Source organism: Paraburkholderia piptadeniae (assembly GCF_900007165.1).
GTDB lineage: Bacteria > Pseudomonadota > Gammaproteobacteria > Burkholderiales > Burkholderiaceae > Paraburkholderia > Paraburkholderia piptadeniae.
The window spans coordinates 1-15528 of the sequence record NZ_CYGY02000017.1 but is presented as its reverse complement, the minus strand read 5'-3'; the positions used below and the strand labels follow the sequence as shown (position 1 = coordinate 15528).

Sequence of the window (15528 nt, the reverse complement as noted above, 5' to 3'; positions counted from 1 at the left end):
CTCCCCTTTCATGACCACGCTGAACGAAACCTCGAGTTGCGTCGCACAGTACGACGCTCAAGCTTTGCCGGTGTCCGCCGCACAGGCGATCGTCCGCGAATGGGCGACGCCCGTCACCACGATTGAACGGGTCCCGTTGCACGACGCGCTGAATCGTGTGCTTGCACAGGACATCGTGTCGCCCATCGACGTGCCCGCGCACGACAACTCCGCGATGGACGGCTACGCGTTCTCCAGCGCGTCGCTCAGCGGCGAGGCAAGCGAGATTGCATTGAGGGTCGCGGGCAAGGCGCTCGCAGGTCATCCGTTCGCCGGCGAGATCACCGCCACGCAATGCGTGCGCGTGATGACTGGCGCGACGATGCCTCGCGGCTGCGACACCGTCGTGCCGCAAGAGAACGTCGCGCGCGACGACGCCGATACGATCCGTTTCTCCACGCAGTCATTGAAGGCGGGCGCGAACCGTCGGCTCGCGGGCGAAGACCTCGCGTGCGGCGCAGTCGCGCTGAAGGCTTGCCGCATCGTGCGCGCATCGGACCTCGGGTTGCTGGCGTCGCTCGGCATCGGCGAGGTGCCCGTGCGGCGGCGCCTGCGTGTCGCGTTCTTTTCGACGGGCGACGAACTGCGCTCGATTGGCCAGCCGCTCGATGCGGGCTGCGTCTACGACAGCAACCGCTACACGCTGTTCGCGATGCTCAAGCGCCTGCATCTCGACCCGATCGATCTCGGCGTGATCCGCGACGAGCCCGCCGCCCTCGAAGACGCGTTGCGCACGGCTGCGGCGAGCGCCGATGTCGTGATAACCTCCGGCGGCGTTTCGGTCGGCGAAGCCGATCTGACCAAGCAGATGCTGCGCGTGCTCGGCGACGTCGCGTTCTGGAGTCTCGCGATGCGCCCAGGCCGGCCGCTCGCGTTCGGCCGCATCTGGTCGGGCGGCAAGCCCGGCGTGGGCGAGCCGGCCATCTTCTTCGGCTTGCCCGGCAATCCCGTCGCGGTGATGGCGACGTTCTACCAGATCGTGCGCGAAGTGCTGCTGCTGATGTCCGGCGCGAACGTGGCCGCGCCTGCGCTAATCCGCGCGGCGTGCCGTCAGTCGATCCGCAAGCGGCCGGGCCGCACCGAGTTCCAGCGCGGCGTCGCCGAACGCAACGAGCAAGGAGACTGGCACGTCACGCCGACGGGCTCGCAAGGCTCCGGCGTGCTTAGTTCGATGAGCGAAGCGAACTGCTTCATCGTGCTCGCCCACGAACAGGCCGACCTCGATCCGGGCGACGCCGTCGACATCATGCTGTTCGACGGCCTCATCTGAGCGGGCACGGCCGACATGCTTTTCACGCAATCCAATACGACTACGGGTTTGACTGATATGAAAAAACAGATCTCGTTCATTGCACCGGGGCAAACCGCAAAGGCACTGATCCTCGTGTACCTGACATTCAGCGTGCCGATCGTTCTGCTCGGCGTGCTGGTCGCGTTCATCCGTTACGGGTCGGTGGAATTGAGCACGGTGTTCAGCGCGCTGCTGCTCAACGCGATTCTGGGCTTCATCCTGCTGTGGATTGCGTGCCACGCGTACAACTGGGTGGCGTCGCGTTTCGGCGGCATCGAAATCCACCTGAGCGACGTGCCGGAGGAAGCGTGATGTCAGCGACGATCCGCGCAGCCACGCCCGCCGACGTCGGCGCAATGCTCGCGCTGATGCGCGAACTGGCCGAGTTCGAAAAGCTCACGCATCTGTTCATCGCGACCGAGGAAGGCGTGCACGATGCGCTGTTCGGCACGCGCCCTTCGGCGGAAGCGCTCGTCGCCGAACGCGCAGGCAGGATCATCGGCTATGCGCTCTTCTTCCACAACTACTCGACGTTCCTCGGACGCCGCGGCCTGTATCTCGAAGACCTGTACGTGCAGCCCGCCGAGCGCGGCACGGGTCTCGGCTCGAAGATGTTGCGCCATCTGGCGGCATTGGCCGTCGAGCGGCAATGTGGGCGGTTCGAATGGTCGGTGCTGGACTGGAATCAGCCCGCCATCGACTTCTATCAGAAGATGGGCGCGACCGTGTTGCCGGACTGGCGCATCGTGCGCGTGACAGGCGATGCGCTCGATCAGCTGGCGGCGAGCGCGGGCTGATCCGCTGTCTGTGTAACCGCGAAATCAGAAGCGCTATTGAGAAATCGCGAGGCATAACCGATCCGGCAATGCCTCGCCCGTTTTCCCTCCCGTCCTTACACCTCCGTCAAGACTCGTCGGCATCCGCGCCCGATAGCGAGTCCCCGAGCAGCCCCGCCGCCCGCTCTTCGGGCAACGCTTCGACGTCGCGCAGCTTGCGGTTCATCTGACGCGTACGCACTTCCGCCGCCTCGATCGAACGCGTGACCGTTTCGAGTTGCGACTTCGTCTTCGCCAGCACGTCGCCGAACTTGCCGAACTCGGTCTTGACGGCGCCCAGCACCTGCCACACTTCGCTCGAACGCTTCTCGATGGCGAGTGTGCGGAAACCCATCTGCAGGCTGTTCAGTAGCGCCGTCAACGTGGTCGGCCCCGCGATCGTCACGCGATAGTCGCGCTGCAACAGATCGCTGAGCCCCGGACGACGCAGAATTTCCGCGTAGAGCCCTTCCGTCGGCAGGAACAGCAGCGCGAAGTCAGTCGTGTGCGGCGGCGACACGTACTTCTCCGCAATCGTCTTCGCTTCCGCGCGAATCCGCCCTTCCAGCGCGCGCGACGCCTCGTCGACAGCGACGGGATCGGCGCGCTCCTGGGCTTCGATCAGGCGTTCATAGTCCTCACGCGGAAATTTCGCATCGATAGGCAGCCACACTGGCGTGGCCGCCGCTTCCGGCGACGGTTGACGCCCCGGCAGCTTGATTGCGAACTCGACGCGATCGTTGCTCTTCGGAATCGTCGCGATGTTCTTTGCGTACTGATCGGACGTCAGGATCTGTTCGAGCAACGCCTCAAGCTGCACTTCGCCCCACGTGCCGCGCGTCTTCACGTTCGTCAGAACCTTCTTCAGATCGCCCACGCCCGCGGCAAGCGTCTGCATTTCGCCAAGACCGCGGTGCACCTGTTCAAGACGATCGGACACGAGCTTGAACGATTCGCCGAGCCGCTGCTCGAGCGTCGCGTGCAGCTTTTCATCGACGGTGCGGCGCATTTCTTCGAGCTTCGTCGCGTTGTTGGTCTCGATGTCCTTCAGACGCTGCTCGATGGTCGTGCGCACCTCCGCGAAGCGCCGGTCGTTCGCTTCCGTGACCTGCGACAGTTGATGCTGCAACGTTTCGCCGAAACGCCTCAACGTCATGCTCTGTTCGTCGCGCGCCTGTTGTGCCTGCTGCTGCAGGCTCTGACGCACGGCGTCGAGCTGTTGCGCGTTGGTCTCGGTGAGCTTGACGAGCTGCTGCGCAAAGCCGTCGATCTTGCCGGCCTGCACCGTCGTCATGCTCGTGAACTGCGATGCGAGTGTTTGCTGGAATTGCGAAAAGCCGCCGCTCAGTTCGGAGCGCGACACGCGCGCAGTTTCGGAAATCTCGCTGCGCAGCTCGCGTTCGAGCCGCTCGGTCGAGCGCGCCTGCACGGCCGAGGCCGCTTCCAGGCGCTCGCCGAGTTCGGCAAAATGCATCAGCTGGTGCGCGCCATTGCTGCCGCGCATCAGCATCACCAGCGCGATCACCAGCGCGACGGCCAGAACTGCGACAGCCGCGATCAACACCATCGTCATGAGCGCGCCTTCCCGATCACATCAGGGTTGATCGGATTCGGCGGGCGCCCCGCGCGTGGACCAACGCCTAGCGCCGCGATCAGATTGTCGGCGGCGAGGTTGGCCATCGCGCGGCGCGTCGCTTCCGTCGCGCTCGCGATATGCGGCGTCAGCACGACATTCGGCACCGTCAGCAACGCCGGATTGACCTTCGGCTCGCCTTCGAACACATCGAGCCCGGCAGCCCCGATCCGCTTCTCGCGCAGCGCAACGGCGAGCGCCGCGTCGTCGACGATGCCGCCGCGCGCGATATTCGTGAGCGTCGCGGTCGGCTTCATCAGCGCGAGTTCGGCAGCGCCGATCGTGTGATGGCTTTCCGACGTGTACGGCAGCACGAGCACGACGTGATCGGCGCGTCGCAGCAGCTCTTCCTTCGATACGTACTGCGCATTCAGTTCGGCCTCGATCCCGGGCGCGACACGCGAGCGGTTGTGATAGATCACATTCATGCTGAAGCCGCGCGCGCGGCGCGCAAGCGCCTGCCCGATGCGCCCCATGCCGATCACGCCGAGCGTCGAGCCGTGGATATCCGAGCCGAGAAAGCCGTCGTACGACCACTTCTCCCATTTGCCCGCGCGCAGCCAGTGCTCCGATTCCGCAATGCGGCGCGCGGTGGCCATCATCAGCGCCCAGCCGAAATCGGCCGTCGATTCGTTGAGCACGTCGGGCGTGTTCGTGCCGAGCACGTTCGCCGCGTTGAACGCCGCCATGTCGAAGTTGTTGTAGCCGACGGCCATGTTCGACACGACGCGCAGTTTCGGTGCCACGGAGAGCACCGACGCGTCGATGATGTCGCCCGCCGTCAGCGCGCCGTCCTTGTCGGCGATCCGGCGCTTCAGTTCGTCGGCGGGAAGCACGTCGCCGTCGTTCCAGTCGACTTCGAAGTGCTGCTTGAGCCGCTCGATCACATCCGGAAAGATGGGACGCGCAACCAAAACCTTTTGCATTGCCATTCTCCGAGTATCAGGCCGCGACGCGCGCGTATCGGCGCGCGCGGCGTTAAAAGAAAATCCACGACGTCGCGATGAACAACGGTATCAGCACGCCCCCCGACCACGCGAGGTACGCGAAAAAGCCGGGCATCCGCACGCCACGCGATTCGGCGATCGCCTTGACCATGAAATTCGGCGCGTTGCCGATATAGCTGTTCGCGCCCATGAACACCGCGCCCGCCGAAATGGCCGCGAGCGTCGAGGCGCCCGTGGTCATCAGCGTCTGCGCGTCGCCGCCCGCGAGATTGAAGAACACGAGATACGTCGGCGCATTGTCCAGAAACGAAGACAGTAAACCCGTCGCCCAGAAGTACATCACGTCGCGCGGCTGGCCGGTCGTGTCGTTCACGAGATGCACGATACCGCTGAACGCACCCGCCTCGCCCGCACGCAACATCATGATGACGGGCGCGATCGTCACGAAGATGCCTGCGAACAGCTTCGCGACCTCTTCGATGGGCGCCCAGTTGAACGCGTTGCCCTCGCGCGCCGCGCGCGGCGTCACGATCAGCGACAGCACCGTGAGCGCGATCAGCGCCCCGTCGCGCACGATATTCTGCAACGCGACGTGCGTGCCCGCCACATCGAACGCGATGCCGGGCGTCCAGATGCCGCTCATCAGCACGAGCGCGATCACAAGCGCAAGCAGCGCGAAGTTGATCTTGCCTTCGATGCCGATGGTCTGCGTGTCGGGCGACGGGTCGACGTGAAGCATCTCTTCGCGCCGCCGGAAATAGTACGAATCGAGCGCGTAGAACACGACTAGCAGCACGGCACAGACGAACAGCATCGGTAGCGCGAGATGGACCGTCGTCCAGAAGAAACCGACGCCGTTCAGAAAGCCGAGAAACAGCGGCGGATCGCCCAGCGGCGACAGCGAGCCGCCCACGTTCGCGACCAGAAAGATGAAGAACACGACGACATGCACAACGTGCTTGCGATTGTCGTTCGCGCGCAGGAGCGGCCGGATCAGCAGCATCGCTGCGCCCGTCGTGCCCATGATGCTGGCGAGCGCCGTGCCGAGTGCGAGCAGCGCCGTATTCAGACGCGGCGTGCCGTGCAGGTTGCCCGTCACGCAGATGCCGCCCGCGACGGTATAGAGCGCCGTCAGCAGCACGATGAACGGCACGTATTCGTCGAGCAATGCATGGATCAACGTGCCGAACGCCGCCGATGAGCCGAACGCAAACGCGAACGGCAAGAGGAACGCGATGGCCCACGCCGCCGAGACCTTGCCGTAATGGTGATGCCAGAGCTTCGGCGCGGCGAGCGGAAGCACGGCGATCGACAGCAGGATGCCCGCGAACGGCACGCCCCACCATAAGGAAAGCGATGCGCCATTTACTGTGGCCGCCGATGCCGCAAGCGGCCAGCACGACAGCGCGAACGCGAGCGACAGACCCGCGATCCACGCGGACTTCAACCGGTTCGTCACCGCTCGTGCATCGTGACCATGCGTGTGCGGAACATCAAGCGCCACGCACGACAATCGCATGCACGCGATAAGGACCGTGCGCGCCGAGCACGATGGTTTGTTCGATATCGCCCGTACGCGACGGGCCGGAGACGAAGTTGACCGCGCGCGGCAGCTCGCCGCGTTCGCTGCGGATCAGATTGAACGCCTCTTCATGACCCGCGACGATGCGCGACGCTGGCACGATCGCAATGTGCGTCTCCGGCAGCAGGCCCGCCGACGCATACGTCTGCGGACCCGACAGCAGCACCAGCGTGCCCGTTTCAGCCGTCGCGCAGAAACAGCCCGTAATGCCGACGCGGTCTTCGTCCCTCGGCTTGCGAAATTCGACTTCGATGCCGGAACCGGCCCACGGCAACGCTTCGAGCGTCTGCCATGCGATGGCCTGAGTCGAAAGATTCAGTTCGGCGAGGTAGCGATGCGCGGCAGCGGGCACATCGGAAAGCGACTCGACGGTGTCGACTGTGGTCGCCATCTTCTTGGCCTGCTCGATGAAATGAGAGACGAGATCGGCGGGCATCGGCGGACGCGGTCCTTGCGGATGGCTTGCGACATACGCTTGCACCGCCTCGCGCTCGGACTCGGCCGGCTCGGGCTCACGCCCTTGCGCTGCGCGAATGCGCGCCAGGATGTTGCGACGGGCGGTCGATGTATCCATGAGCCATATCCTCGTGCCGGTGATCGTGTCGATCTTGTTGAATGCGCAAACTGGTTGCGCGTGCACTGCGCACATTGACCCATGAATTATACCGGCCGCCCTGTGCGCGAACACCTGGCCGAACGGCTAATGGCGGCGCTCGCGTGAAGCACAGACAATAGCCTTCATGCGCTTGCATGCACCCGGCGGCACAACCACGAAACGAACCACGAAAGGGGCCGCGCGTTACTTGCCGACTTCTTCCTCGGCGGGCTGCTCGATGCCGAACACTTGCCGGAGATAGGCCAGATACGCCTTGTCTTCGCACATGTTCTTGCCCGGCGAGTCCGACAGTTTCGCCACCGGCTGGCCGTTGCACTTGACCATCTTGATGACGATCTGCAGCGGGTTGTAGCCGAGGTCGTTGGTGAGATTCGTGCCGACGCCGAACGCGAGCTTGCATCGGCCGCGAAAGCGTTCGTACAGCTGCAGCACCTTCGGGATGTCGAGTGCGTCGGAGAACACGAGCACCTTCGTGCGCGGGTCGCAACGGTTCGCTTCGTAGTGGGCGATAAGGCGCTCGCCCCAGTCGAACGGGTCGCCGGAATCGTGGCGCGCGCCGTCGAAGAGCTTGCAGAAGTACATGTCGAAATCACGGAGGAACGCCTTCATGCCATACACGTCCGACAACGCGATGCCGAGGTCGCCTCGATATTCCTTCGCCCACATCTCGAAGCCGTAGATCTGCGAATCGCGCAGACGCGGACCGAGCGCCTGGCAGGCCTGCAGGTATTCGTGCGCCATCGTGCCGAGCGGCGTGAGGCCGTGCTTCATCGCGTAGAACACGTTGCTCGTGCCCGCGAACTGCTCACGCAGCCCGTCCTTGAGCGTGAGGATCACTTCTTCGTGCCAGCGCCCGGAGAAGCGGCGACGCGTGCCGTAATCGGCGATCTTGCAATCGGCGAACTCGGGGCGCGCGCCGAGCAGCTGGATCTTGTCGCGCAGACGCTCGCGTCCTTCGCTGTAGTCGGGCTGCTGCTGCGTGTTGCGGAAATACACTTCGTTGACGATCGCGAGCACGGGAATTTCGAAGAGGATCGTATGCAGCCACGGCCCCTTGATATAGATGTCGATTTCCCCGTTGCCTTTCGGCGAAGGCGTGATCGAAATGTACTTCTCGTTCAGATGGAAGAGCGCGAGGAAGTCGATGAAATCGCTCTTGATGAAGCGCATCTGGCGCAGGTAGTCGAGTTCGCCTTCATTGAACCGAAGCTCGCAGAGCTTGCGCACTTCGCGGCGGATCTCGTCGACGTACGGCACGAGGTCGACGTTCGGCGTGCGGCAGCGGAACTTGTATTCGACGTTGGCGGCCGGGAAGAGATGCAGCACCACCTGCATCATCGTGAACTTGTACAGGTCGGTATCGAGCAGCGAAGTAATGATCATGATCTTGCAAACCGGGACTGCATAAAAACGGAAGACGTCGGGCCTCGTGCGCCCTCGCCCATTTTCGTACTCCGTATGCGCTGCGAGCCTCGCGCAAAACGGGGGAGCTCGCGAAGACGCTGTCGCATGTTACCCGAATGCGCGCCGGCCGTTGCTCCACTGCGGCACAGCCGGCGGGCGGCGGCAAGGCGCGTTCGGCGCGAATCCGCCCGCCATAAACTAATCACCAAACGATATAAAAGCCCCGACGGCGATCGCGTATGCACTACTTGACGTTACGTTACAATAACGCTTTTGGCGTCTTGCCATCTCCCCCACTACCAAAAGATATCGTTTGCAGGAGTTGCCTGAATGACTCACGTTGTGACCGAAAGCTGCATCAAGTGCCGCTATACCGACTGCGTCGATGTGTGCCCGGTGGACTGCTTTCGCGAAGGTCCCAACTTCCTCGCGATTGACCCGGACGAGTGCATCGACTGCGCTGTGTGCGTTGCGGAGTGCCCGGTGAATGCGATCTACGCCGAAGAGGACGTGCCTGGCGACCAGCAGCACTTCACGCCGTTGAACGCCGAGCTGGCGAAGGCATGGCCGAGCATCACGAAGACCAAGGCGCCGCTGCCCGAAGCCGACGAATTCAAGGACGTGAAGGATAAGCTCTCGCTGCTCGAGCGTTGATCTCCGCAGCAGACCTGTCGCTCCTGTCCGGATCAGTCGAATTATATTGAGATGAATCACGGGTATTGACAGCTTCTGCTCCACCTCCTACAATTTCCCTTCTCTGCTGTTGTTGTTCCCCGATAGCTCAGTCGGTAGAGCGCCGGACTGTTAATCCGTAGGTCCCTGGTTCGAGCCCAGGTCGGGGAGCCAAGAATTGCAAAGGCCCGTTAACCACAACGGGCTTTTTTATGTAGTGACACGTTGTATTGCTGTTCCCCGATAGCTCAGTCGGTAGAGCGCCGGACTGTTAATCCGTAGGTCCCTGGTTCGAGCCCAGGTCGGGGAGCCAAAATTCGAAGGCCCGCATCCGTGCGGGCCTTTTCTTTTCCGCGATCGTTTTTCGACGGTCCTTTCCCGGAAACGCCCTCCTTCGACGATCGACGAGTCCGATATCCGTCACGCTAGCGCTTACGGCCACGGTCCCCACACGCAACCAGGTTACGATGACGCACTCACGGGCCATCGCCCCGACTGCCTTCACATTTCTTCCGGTCACCTGATGAAAATCGTTCCGCACTGCGCACGAGCCGCGCGCGCCGTCACCTTCGCCACGTCCGCCGCTTTCGCCACATTCGCGTCCGCGCCGCTCGCGCACGCGGAGGAAGTCGCCAGCGTCAACACGAACTTTCATATCACCGGCTCGGACCGCGTGGTCGTCGAAGCCTATGACGACCCCGCCGTGCAGGGCGTCACCTGCTATGTGTCGCGAGCGCGAACGGGCGGCATCAAAGGGACGCTGGGCATCGCCGAAGATCCGACCGAGGCGTCGATTGCGTGCCGTCAGGTCGGTGCCATCAAGATTCCCGAACCGCTGCGGCAACAGGCCGACGTGTTCACGGAACGGATGTCGCTGATCTTCAAGACGCTGCACGTGGTGCGGGTCGTCGACACGAAGCGCAACACGCTCGTCTATATGACCTACAGCGACCGCGTCACGACGGGCAGCGCGAAAAACAGCGTCACGGCCGTGCCGATGCCCGCCGGCACGACGATTCCCGTCCGCTGACGCAGCGGACCGCGGCACGCGATGCGCGGTAAACTGGCAGGTCCACCCGGACATCGATCATGACTTCGACCCGCTTCCGCGATAACGCCCGCTACTGGCGCACGCCGCTTTTGCCCGGCGCGGATCTGCTCACGGCCGAATATCACGATCACGAGTTCACGCCGCACTGGCACGACGCGTACACGATCCCCGTCATCGAAGCGGGTGCGGAAACCTATCGGTATCAAGGCTCGCATTACGTCGCCGAGGCGGGCAGCGTGCCCGTGATCAACCCCGGCGAAGTGCACACCGGCTCGCGGGCAATCGACGAAGGCTGGCGTTATCGCGTGTTGTACGCGCCCGTCGATTTCATCCATGCGCTCGCCGAAGACATCGCGGGCCGCGCGCAGCCGCTGCCGTGGTTCGACGCCGACGTGATCCGTGATCCGGACCTCGCCGTTCGGCTCGCTCGCGCGCACCGGCTGCTCGAATCGAACGACGATCCCCTCGCTGCGGAAACCGCGATGCTCGACGCGCTGTCGACGCTGCTCGTCCGCTACGGCCGCACCCGCGCCGACACCCCGCAGCACAACGCTGCGGATACCCGCGTCGCCACGATGAAGGAACAGCTCACAGGCGACCTTGCCGCGCCGCTCAAGCTCGCCGAACTGGCCGATGCCGTTGGCCTGTCGCCGTTTCACGCGGCACGCCTCTTCACGCGCGCGACGGGGCTCCCGCCGCACGCGTGGCGCAACCAGATCCGCTTGCAGCGCTCGCTGGCGCCATTGCGCGCGGGCGCGTCGGTAGCGGACGTCGCGGCGGCAAGCGGCTTTACCGATCAGAGTCACTTCACGCGCCATTTTCGCCGCATGTTCGGCGTGCCGCCGGGCCGCTGGCAGTCGTCCTGATAGCGTCGCACGCGCTAACGCGTGCAAGTGCGACTCGCACCGCTAGAATCCCGCGCGACAACCACGCGTCCGCAAGCCACCCGCGAGCGCAGCAGAACGCGCGCCGCAAACGCAAGCCCGAATACAAGCGCAAGCCCAAACGCTCGCCGCGAAGGCAAAGACAAAGGCAAACGCAGCGCAAGAACGTACAAGCCGGCCCGCCCCTCGCGCGGCTATGCTCGGCCGTATCGAGGAGAAAAGATTGACTCACCCAGCACAACCCATTCACCGGCTCAAGGAACTGATGGCGGGCGCGCGCGACACGATCCCGATGATCGTCGGCGCGGCGCCGTTCGGCGTCATCTTCGGCACGCTCGTCGCATCCGGCCCGTTGCATCTGTGGCACGGCCAGCTGATGTCGCTGATCGTATTCGCCGGCTCGGCACAGTTCATCGCGCTCGGTCTGATTGCGGGCCATGCGAGCTATGCCGTCGTCTGGGCGACGACGCTCGTCGTGAACGCCCGTCACGTCCTCTACAGCGCGACGCTCGCGCCGTATGTGTCGCATCTGCCGTCGCGCTGGCGCTGGGCGCTCGGCGGCCTGCTTACCGACGAAGTGTTCGCCGTCGCGTGGGCGCATTACCGGCTGCATCCGCCCGGCTCGGTCGGTCCTTACTACTTCCTGGGCTCGGGTCTGTCGATGTACGTCAACTGGCAGGTCTGGACGCTAGTCGGCCTGCTGTTCGGCGCGGCGTTCCCCGGCCTCCAGTCGCTCGGGCTCGATTTCGCGATGGTCGCGACGTTCATCGCGATCGTCGTGCCGCAGCTCGTCGCCGTGCGTTATCTGGCTGCGGCGGCCACGGCCGGCGCGCTCGCGTTCTTCTGGCAGGACTGGCCGTACAAGCTCGGCCTGCTGGGCGCCGTATTCGCGGGCGTCGCTGTCGGCGTGCTGCTGTCATTGCCGGCGCTGCAGCGCACCCGCACGGCGGAGGTCTCGCAATGAACTATGTGATTCTGATTCTCGGCATGGCCGTCATCACATGGCTGATCCGCGCCGCCGTGTTCGTGCTCGGCGACCGCATCGTGTTTCCGCCGCTCGTGCGCACCGCGCTCGGCTTCGTGCCCGTCACCGTGCTGACGGCGATCATCGTGCCGATGGCCGTCTCGCCGCACGGCGCGGAAGCCGAATTGACCTGGCGCAACCCGCAACTCGTCGGCGCGCTCGCGGCCGTCGCCGTCAGCGCGCTCACGCGCCGGCCGCTGCTGACCATTGCCGTCGGCCTCGCCGTGTTCTTCCTGTGGCAGGGCGTCGTCCTGAAGTGATCTCGCCGCCGTACGCGCGCCGTTTGCCCGGACGGCGCGCGCCCTCAAGTTCCCTTTCAATCCGCCGATAAACACTCGTGGCCCGCGAGCCAGGCCGCGTCTGCCGACGCCCGGCCGGCATGCCGGGCCGAACCGCGCCGGACATCGGTGCCGCCAGCGCACGGGGGCGGCGGCACAGGGACGAACGCCTCGACGGCGTCCGCGCGGTCGACGAAACGGGACAAGAAATGGGTCAGATTACCCTTCACATCAAGGACGAAACGCTCGCATCCTTGCGAAAGGATTTCGAGGCGTTCGTGCGGGTCTCGCTCAAGCTGGACCCGCAGTTCGCGACGCCATCGTTCGAGGATTTTCTGCGCGCCAAGCTCCTCGACAACATGGTGCCGCTGACCGAGCACGCCGTGCAGCGGATGCTGCAGGGCGGTCAGTACGCATGGGCGAAACGCACGCTGGACAAGGAGTTTCCGGACGTCGTCGCGATCCTGATGAAGCAGGCGAGCGAGTTCGGTTTCGGCTTTGCTGCGCGCTCCGAGTGGACGCCGGAAGAGCTGGCCAAGCAGAGCCGCGAATGGGCGGCCGCGATCGTCAAGGAAGCGGAAGGCGCGCCTGCGCTGGTCGACCCGCTTGCCGCGCAGATCAAGTCGGCGGCGCAGGATATCCAGGCGCTCGAGGAAGTGATGCAGACGCCCGCGTGGCGTCTCGCCGAATCGCTGCGTCAGCGGGTCTACGAGGCGAAGGTCGCGTGCGAGACGAGTGTCGGCAGCTCGGCGCGCGAAAAGCTCGGCGAACTGCGCGGCCTGTTGCGCCTGGGCATTTCGCACGGCTCGTTCCAGAAGCAGGAAGCGCAGCAGATCATGGAGTATCTGCGGCTCCTGAAGCCGGAAATTTTCGTCGAAGAGCCGTACGACGTATTCACGCGGCTTGCGGCGTGGCTGCGCAACTTCTTCATGCCGCCGCCCAGGCCGCAGCAGCAACAGCGGCAGTCACGCTAGGCGGCTTTCGCGCGACGGCAACGCCGCGCGTCGTCACGGCCTCACCCGCATCGCGGCAAGCTCAGTCCCACATCTTTCTGAGCTTCGCCGCGATTTCTATTTTGGCCTGCGCGGCGGCCGCGAGCCCCGCAGGCGACGGCGCCGTCACGACGGGCGCGGGCGGCCATGCATGCGGGTCGAACAGCGGCAACAGATGCGGCGGAATGAAGCGCGTGCGCGACGCCCACACGTGCCGGTCGCCGAGATGCGTCTGGTTGTGCACGTAGAACCGCTGCGGCATCACGATGTGCAGGTCTTCCTTCGCGCGCGTCATCGCGACGTACAGCAGGCGCCGCTCCTCGTCGATTTCCTCTTCGCTGCCCGTGCCGAGATCGGACGGAATGCAGCCGTCGACGCCATTGAGCACGAACACGTTGCGCCACTCCTGCCCTTTCGCCGAATGGATGGTGGACAGGATCAGATAATCCTCGTCGATCAGCGGAACGCCGGACTCGTCGCTGGTGGCGTCGGGCGGATCGAGCGTCAGCTCGGTCAGGAAGCGCTCGCGCGACGCGTAGGTGCCCGCGATGCTCTCCATCTGCACGAGATCGGCCTGGCGAATCGACGCGTCCTCGTGATTGCGTTCGAGATGCGGCTCGTACCAGCGGCGCACCATCTCGAACTCGGCGGGCCACGGCGTCTGCCGCGCGCATACCGACGACATCAGCGCGACGAACGGATGCCAGTCTTCGAGCGCGCGCGCCGGCGGCGCAAAGGCGGCGAGCGCGTTGGCCGTGCAATGCGAAACGCCGTGCGCGGCATCCAGCGTGCCGCCGCTGGAGCCGCGCGAGTCGGCGCGCGAGGCGATGTCGTCGAGCACGCGCGCGGCCGTCGCCGGCCCGACGCCGGGCAGCAACTGCACGACGCGAAAACCAGCGACGCGGTCGCGCGGATTCTCAGCCCAGCGCAGCACGGCCAGCACGTCCTTCACGTGGACGGAATCGAGAAACTTCAGGCCGCCGAACTTCACGAAAGGGATATTGCGCCGCGTCAGCTCGATTTCGAGCGCGGCGCTGTGGTGCGCGGCGCGGAACAGCACGGCCTGCGCCTTAAGCTTCATGCCCGCCTCGCGCGCGGCCAGCACCTGCTCGACGATGTAGCGCGCCTGGTCGGCATCGTCGGCGACGGTAACGAGATGCGGGCGCTGCGCCGACGCCTTGTCGGTCCACAGATTCTTCGTGTAGCGCTCGCTGGCGAGGCCGATCACCGCATTCGACGCTTCGAGGATCGGCTGCGTCGAGCGATAGTTGTGCTCGAGCGTGACCTGCTTGGCGGGCGGATCGAAGTGCGCCGGGAAATCGAGAATGTTGCGCACGGTCGCGCCGCGAAACGAATAGATCGATTGCGCGTCGTCGCCGACCACGGTCAGTCCGCGCCCATCAGGCTTAAGCGCAAGCAGGATCGACGCCTGCAGCCGGTTGGTGTCCTGATACTCGTCGACGAGCACGTGATCGAAGCGACCGGACAGATCGGCGGCGATCGCGGGCTCCGCCGCCATGTGCGACCAGTAGAGCAGCAGATCGTCGTAGTCGAGCACGCTCTGCTTCTGCTTCGCGTCGACGTAGGCGGCAAAGAGCGCGCGCAGGTCGGCTTCCCACTCGCGGCACCACGGGAACGCGCCATTGAGCACATTGGCCAGCGAAGCGCCCGTGTTGACGACACGCGAATAGATCGTGAAGCACACCGACTTCGACGGAAAGCGCTTTTCCTTCGCCGAGAAGCCGAGTTCGTGGCGCACGAGATTCATCAGATCGGCAGAATCTTCGCGGTCGTTGATCGTAAATGTTGGCGACAGGCCGATCAGATCCGCGTACTCGCGCAACAGCCGCGCGCCGACGCTATGGAACGTGCCTGACCATGTCAGCCCCTGCGCGAGCGCAGCGCGCGTGCCGAGCGCCGCGCCGGCGATGCGGGTCACTCGCCGGGTCATTTCGAGCGCGGCGCGGCGCGAAAACGTGAGCAACAGAATGCGGCGCGGATCGGCGCCCTTCACGACGAGGTTCGCGACGCGATGAGCAAGCGTATTGGTCTTGCCCGAACCCGCGCCCGCGATGACGAGCAGTGCGCCCGCCGGACGCGCAACGTCTTCCGTGCCGTATTCGACGGCTTCGCGCTGGGCGTCGTTGAGCTTCGCGAGCCAGTCGGCGGCGGCCGCCTGCTCGGGCGAGCCTGTCGCGGCTGACGGCGATGAAGACAGGGAATCGGCGACGGAAAGCACGATTGGCGGGTCGGGAAGTGAAGGCGACGCATACTGTATATCCATAAGGGCTATCCACTTA

At 64.7% G+C, this 15528-nt stretch carries 15 protein-coding genes and 2 tRNA genes; 11 read left to right on the top strand and 6 right to left on the bottom strand.

Features of this window, described 5'->3' with window-relative positions; all coding sequences use genetic code 11:
• Positions 1–10 precede the first annotated feature (10 nt).
• Genes moeA through BN2476_RS07545 form a run of 3 tightly spaced genes read left to right on the top strand, consistent with a single transcriptional unit; the run spans position 11 to position 2127 of the window.
• Complete coding sequence (moeA, locus tag BN2476_RS07555; RefSeq protein WP_087733536.1) at positions 11–1309, top strand: molybdopterin molybdotransferase MoeA; 1299 nt, start codon at positions 11–13, stop codon at positions 1307–1309.
• A gap of 57 nt (positions 1310–1366) precedes the next feature.
• Positions 1367–1642: a hypothetical protein gene (locus BN2476_RS07550; protein WP_017774653.1), complete on the top strand. Its 276-nt coding sequence runs from the start codon at positions 1367–1369 to the stop codon at positions 1640–1642.
• Positions 1642–2127, top strand: coding sequence for a GNAT family N-acetyltransferase (locus BN2476_RS07545; protein WP_087733535.1), 486 nt, complete (start codon positions 1642–1644; stop codon positions 2125–2127). Before BN2476_RS07550 ends, BN2476_RS07545 begins: the two co-directional genes overlap by 1 nt.
• 106 nt (positions 2128–2233) lie before the next feature.
• Here the strand turns inward: BN2476_RS07545 and BN2476_RS07540 are convergent, their stop codons facing one another.
• The 5 genes from BN2476_RS07540 to pncB all read right to left on the bottom strand — a co-directional run bounded on the left by BN2476_RS07540 (position 2234) and on the right by pncB (position 8306).
• Positions 2234–3718 carry a DNA recombination protein RmuC gene (locus tag BN2476_RS07540; RefSeq protein WP_087733534.1) on the bottom strand — a complete coding sequence of 495 codons (1485 nt, stop codon included), beginning with the start codon at positions 3716–3718 and terminating at the stop codon, positions 2234–2236.
• The gene (locus tag BN2476_RS07535) at positions 3715–4704 is read right to left on the bottom strand and encodes a 2-hydroxyacid dehydrogenase (protein WP_087733708.1); all 990 of its coding nucleotides are present in this window, start codon (positions 4702–4704) and stop codon (positions 3715–3717) included. Before BN2476_RS07535 ends, BN2476_RS07540 begins: the two co-directional genes overlap by 4 nt.
• A gap of 52 nt (positions 4705–4756) precedes the next feature.
• Positions 4757–6244, bottom strand: coding sequence for a sodium:proton antiporter (locus tag BN2476_RS07530; protein ID WP_087733533.1), 1488 nt, complete (start codon positions 6242–6244; stop codon positions 4757–4759).
• Positions 6219–6881, bottom strand: coding sequence for a LutC/YkgG family protein (locus BN2476_RS07525; RefSeq protein ID WP_087733707.1), 663 nt, complete (start codon positions 6879–6881; stop codon positions 6219–6221). Before BN2476_RS07525 ends, BN2476_RS07530 begins: the two co-directional genes overlap by 26 nt.
• A gap of 225 nt (positions 6882–7106) precedes the next feature.
• Entirely contained in the window at positions 7107–8306 is a 1200-nt protein-coding gene (pncB, locus tag BN2476_RS07520; RefSeq protein ID WP_087733532.1) for a nicotinate phosphoribosyltransferase, read from the bottom strand.
• A gap of 351 nt (positions 8307–8657) precedes the next feature.
• On the opposite strand from pncB, the gene fdxA reads away from it, so the two are divergent.
• The 8 genes from fdxA to BN2476_RS07475 all read left to right on the top strand — a co-directional run bounded on the left by fdxA (position 8658) and on the right by BN2476_RS07475 (position 13210).
• On the top strand, positions 8658–8981 hold the full coding sequence (fdxA, locus tag BN2476_RS07510; RefSeq protein ID WP_087733530.1) for a ferredoxin FdxA: 324 nt from the start codon (positions 8658–8660) through the stop codon (positions 8979–8981).
• A gap of 116 nt (positions 8982–9097) precedes the next feature.
• A tRNA-Asn gene (locus BN2476_RS07505) sits at positions 9098–9173 on the top strand.
• 63 nt (positions 9174–9236) lie between these two features.
• Positions 9237–9312, top strand: a tRNA-Asn gene (locus BN2476_RS07500).
• A gap of 210 nt (positions 9313–9522) precedes the next feature.
• Positions 9523–10029 (top strand): CreA family protein, encoded by a 507-nt coding sequence (locus BN2476_RS07495; protein ID WP_087733529.1) that lies wholly within the window; start codon positions 9523–9525, stop codon positions 10027–10029.
• A gap of 59 nt (positions 10030–10088) precedes the next feature.
• Positions 10089–10916 (top strand): AraC family transcriptional regulator, encoded by an 828-nt coding sequence (locus BN2476_RS07490; RefSeq protein WP_087733528.1) that lies wholly within the window; start codon positions 10089–10091, stop codon positions 10914–10916.
• Positions 10917–11130: 214 nt separating this feature from the next.
• Positions 11131–11898 (top strand): AzlC family ABC transporter permease, encoded by a 768-nt coding sequence (locus BN2476_RS07485; protein ID WP_087733527.1) that lies wholly within the window; start codon positions 11131–11133, stop codon positions 11896–11898.
• Positions 11895–12218, top strand: coding sequence for an AzlD domain-containing protein (locus tag BN2476_RS07480; protein WP_087733526.1), 324 nt, complete (start codon positions 11895–11897; stop codon positions 12216–12218). The genes BN2476_RS07485 and BN2476_RS07480 overlap by 4 nt, the downstream gene beginning before the upstream one ends.
• Positions 12219–12445: 227 nt before the next feature.
• Positions 12446–13210, top strand: coding sequence for a DUF4088 family protein (locus tag BN2476_RS07475; RefSeq protein ID WP_087733706.1), 765 nt, complete (start codon positions 12446–12448; stop codon positions 13208–13210).
• A gap of 61 nt (positions 13211–13271) precedes the next feature.
• Here the strand turns inward: BN2476_RS07475 and BN2476_RS07470 are convergent, their stop codons facing one another.
• Complete coding sequence (locus tag BN2476_RS07470) at positions 13272–15512, bottom strand: ATP-dependent helicase (protein WP_087733525.1); 2241 nt, start codon at positions 15510–15512, stop codon at positions 13272–13274.
• Positions 15513–15528 lie beyond the last annotated feature (16 nt).

What these genes read in the sequence shown, in the direction of transcription:
- moeA (WP_087733536.1), top strand. Translation starts at nt 11, where the DNA reads ATGACCACGCTGAACGAAACCTCGAGTTGCGTCGCACAGTACGACGCT.
- BN2476_RS07550 (WP_017774653.1), top strand. Translation starts at nt 1,367, where the DNA reads ATGAAAAAACAGATCTCGTTCATTGCACCGGGGCAAACCGCAAAGGCA.
- BN2476_RS07545 (WP_087733535.1), top strand. Translation starts at nt 1,642, where the DNA reads ATGTCAGCGACGATCCGCGCAGCCACGCCCGCCGACGTCGGCGCAATG.
- BN2476_RS07540 (WP_087733534.1), bottom strand. Translation starts at nt 3,718, where the DNA reads ATGACGATGGTGTTGATCGCGGCTGTCGCAGTTCTGGCCGTCGCGCTG.
- BN2476_RS07535 (WP_087733708.1), bottom strand. Translation starts at nt 4,704, where the DNA reads ATGCAAAAGGTTTTGGTTGCGCGTCCCATCTTTCCGGATGTGATCGAG.
- BN2476_RS07530 (WP_087733533.1), bottom strand. Translation starts at nt 6,244, where the DNA reads ATGCGATTGTCGTGCGTGGCGCTTGATGTTCCGCACACGCATGGTCAC.
- BN2476_RS07525 (WP_087733707.1), bottom strand. Translation starts at nt 6,881, where the DNA reads ATGGATACATCGACCGCCCGTCGCAACATCCTGGCGCGCATTCGCGCA.
- pncB (WP_087733532.1), bottom strand. Translation starts at nt 8,306, where the DNA reads ATGATCATTACTTCGCTGCTCGATACCGACCTGTACAAGTTCACGATG.
- fdxA (WP_087733530.1), top strand. Translation starts at nt 8,658, where the DNA reads ATGACTCACGTTGTGACCGAAAGCTGCATCAAGTGCCGCTATACCGAC.
- BN2476_RS07495 (WP_087733529.1), top strand. Translation starts at nt 9,523, where the DNA reads ATGAAAATCGTTCCGCACTGCGCACGAGCCGCGCGCGCCGTCACCTTC.
- BN2476_RS07490 (WP_087733528.1), top strand. Translation starts at nt 10,089, where the DNA reads ATGACTTCGACCCGCTTCCGCGATAACGCCCGCTACTGGCGCACGCCG.
- BN2476_RS07485 (WP_087733527.1), top strand. Translation starts at nt 11,131, where the DNA reads ATGCTCGGCCGTATCGAGGAGAAAAGATTGACTCACCCAGCACAACCC.
- BN2476_RS07480 (WP_087733526.1), top strand. Translation starts at nt 11,895, where the DNA reads ATGAACTATGTGATTCTGATTCTCGGCATGGCCGTCATCACATGGCTG.
- BN2476_RS07475 (WP_087733706.1), top strand. Translation starts at nt 12,446, where the DNA reads ATGGGTCAGATTACCCTTCACATCAAGGACGAAACGCTCGCATCCTTG.
- BN2476_RS07470 (WP_087733525.1), bottom strand. Translation starts at nt 15,512, where the DNA reads ATGGATATACAGTATGCGTCGCCTTCACTTCCCGACCCGCCAATCGTG.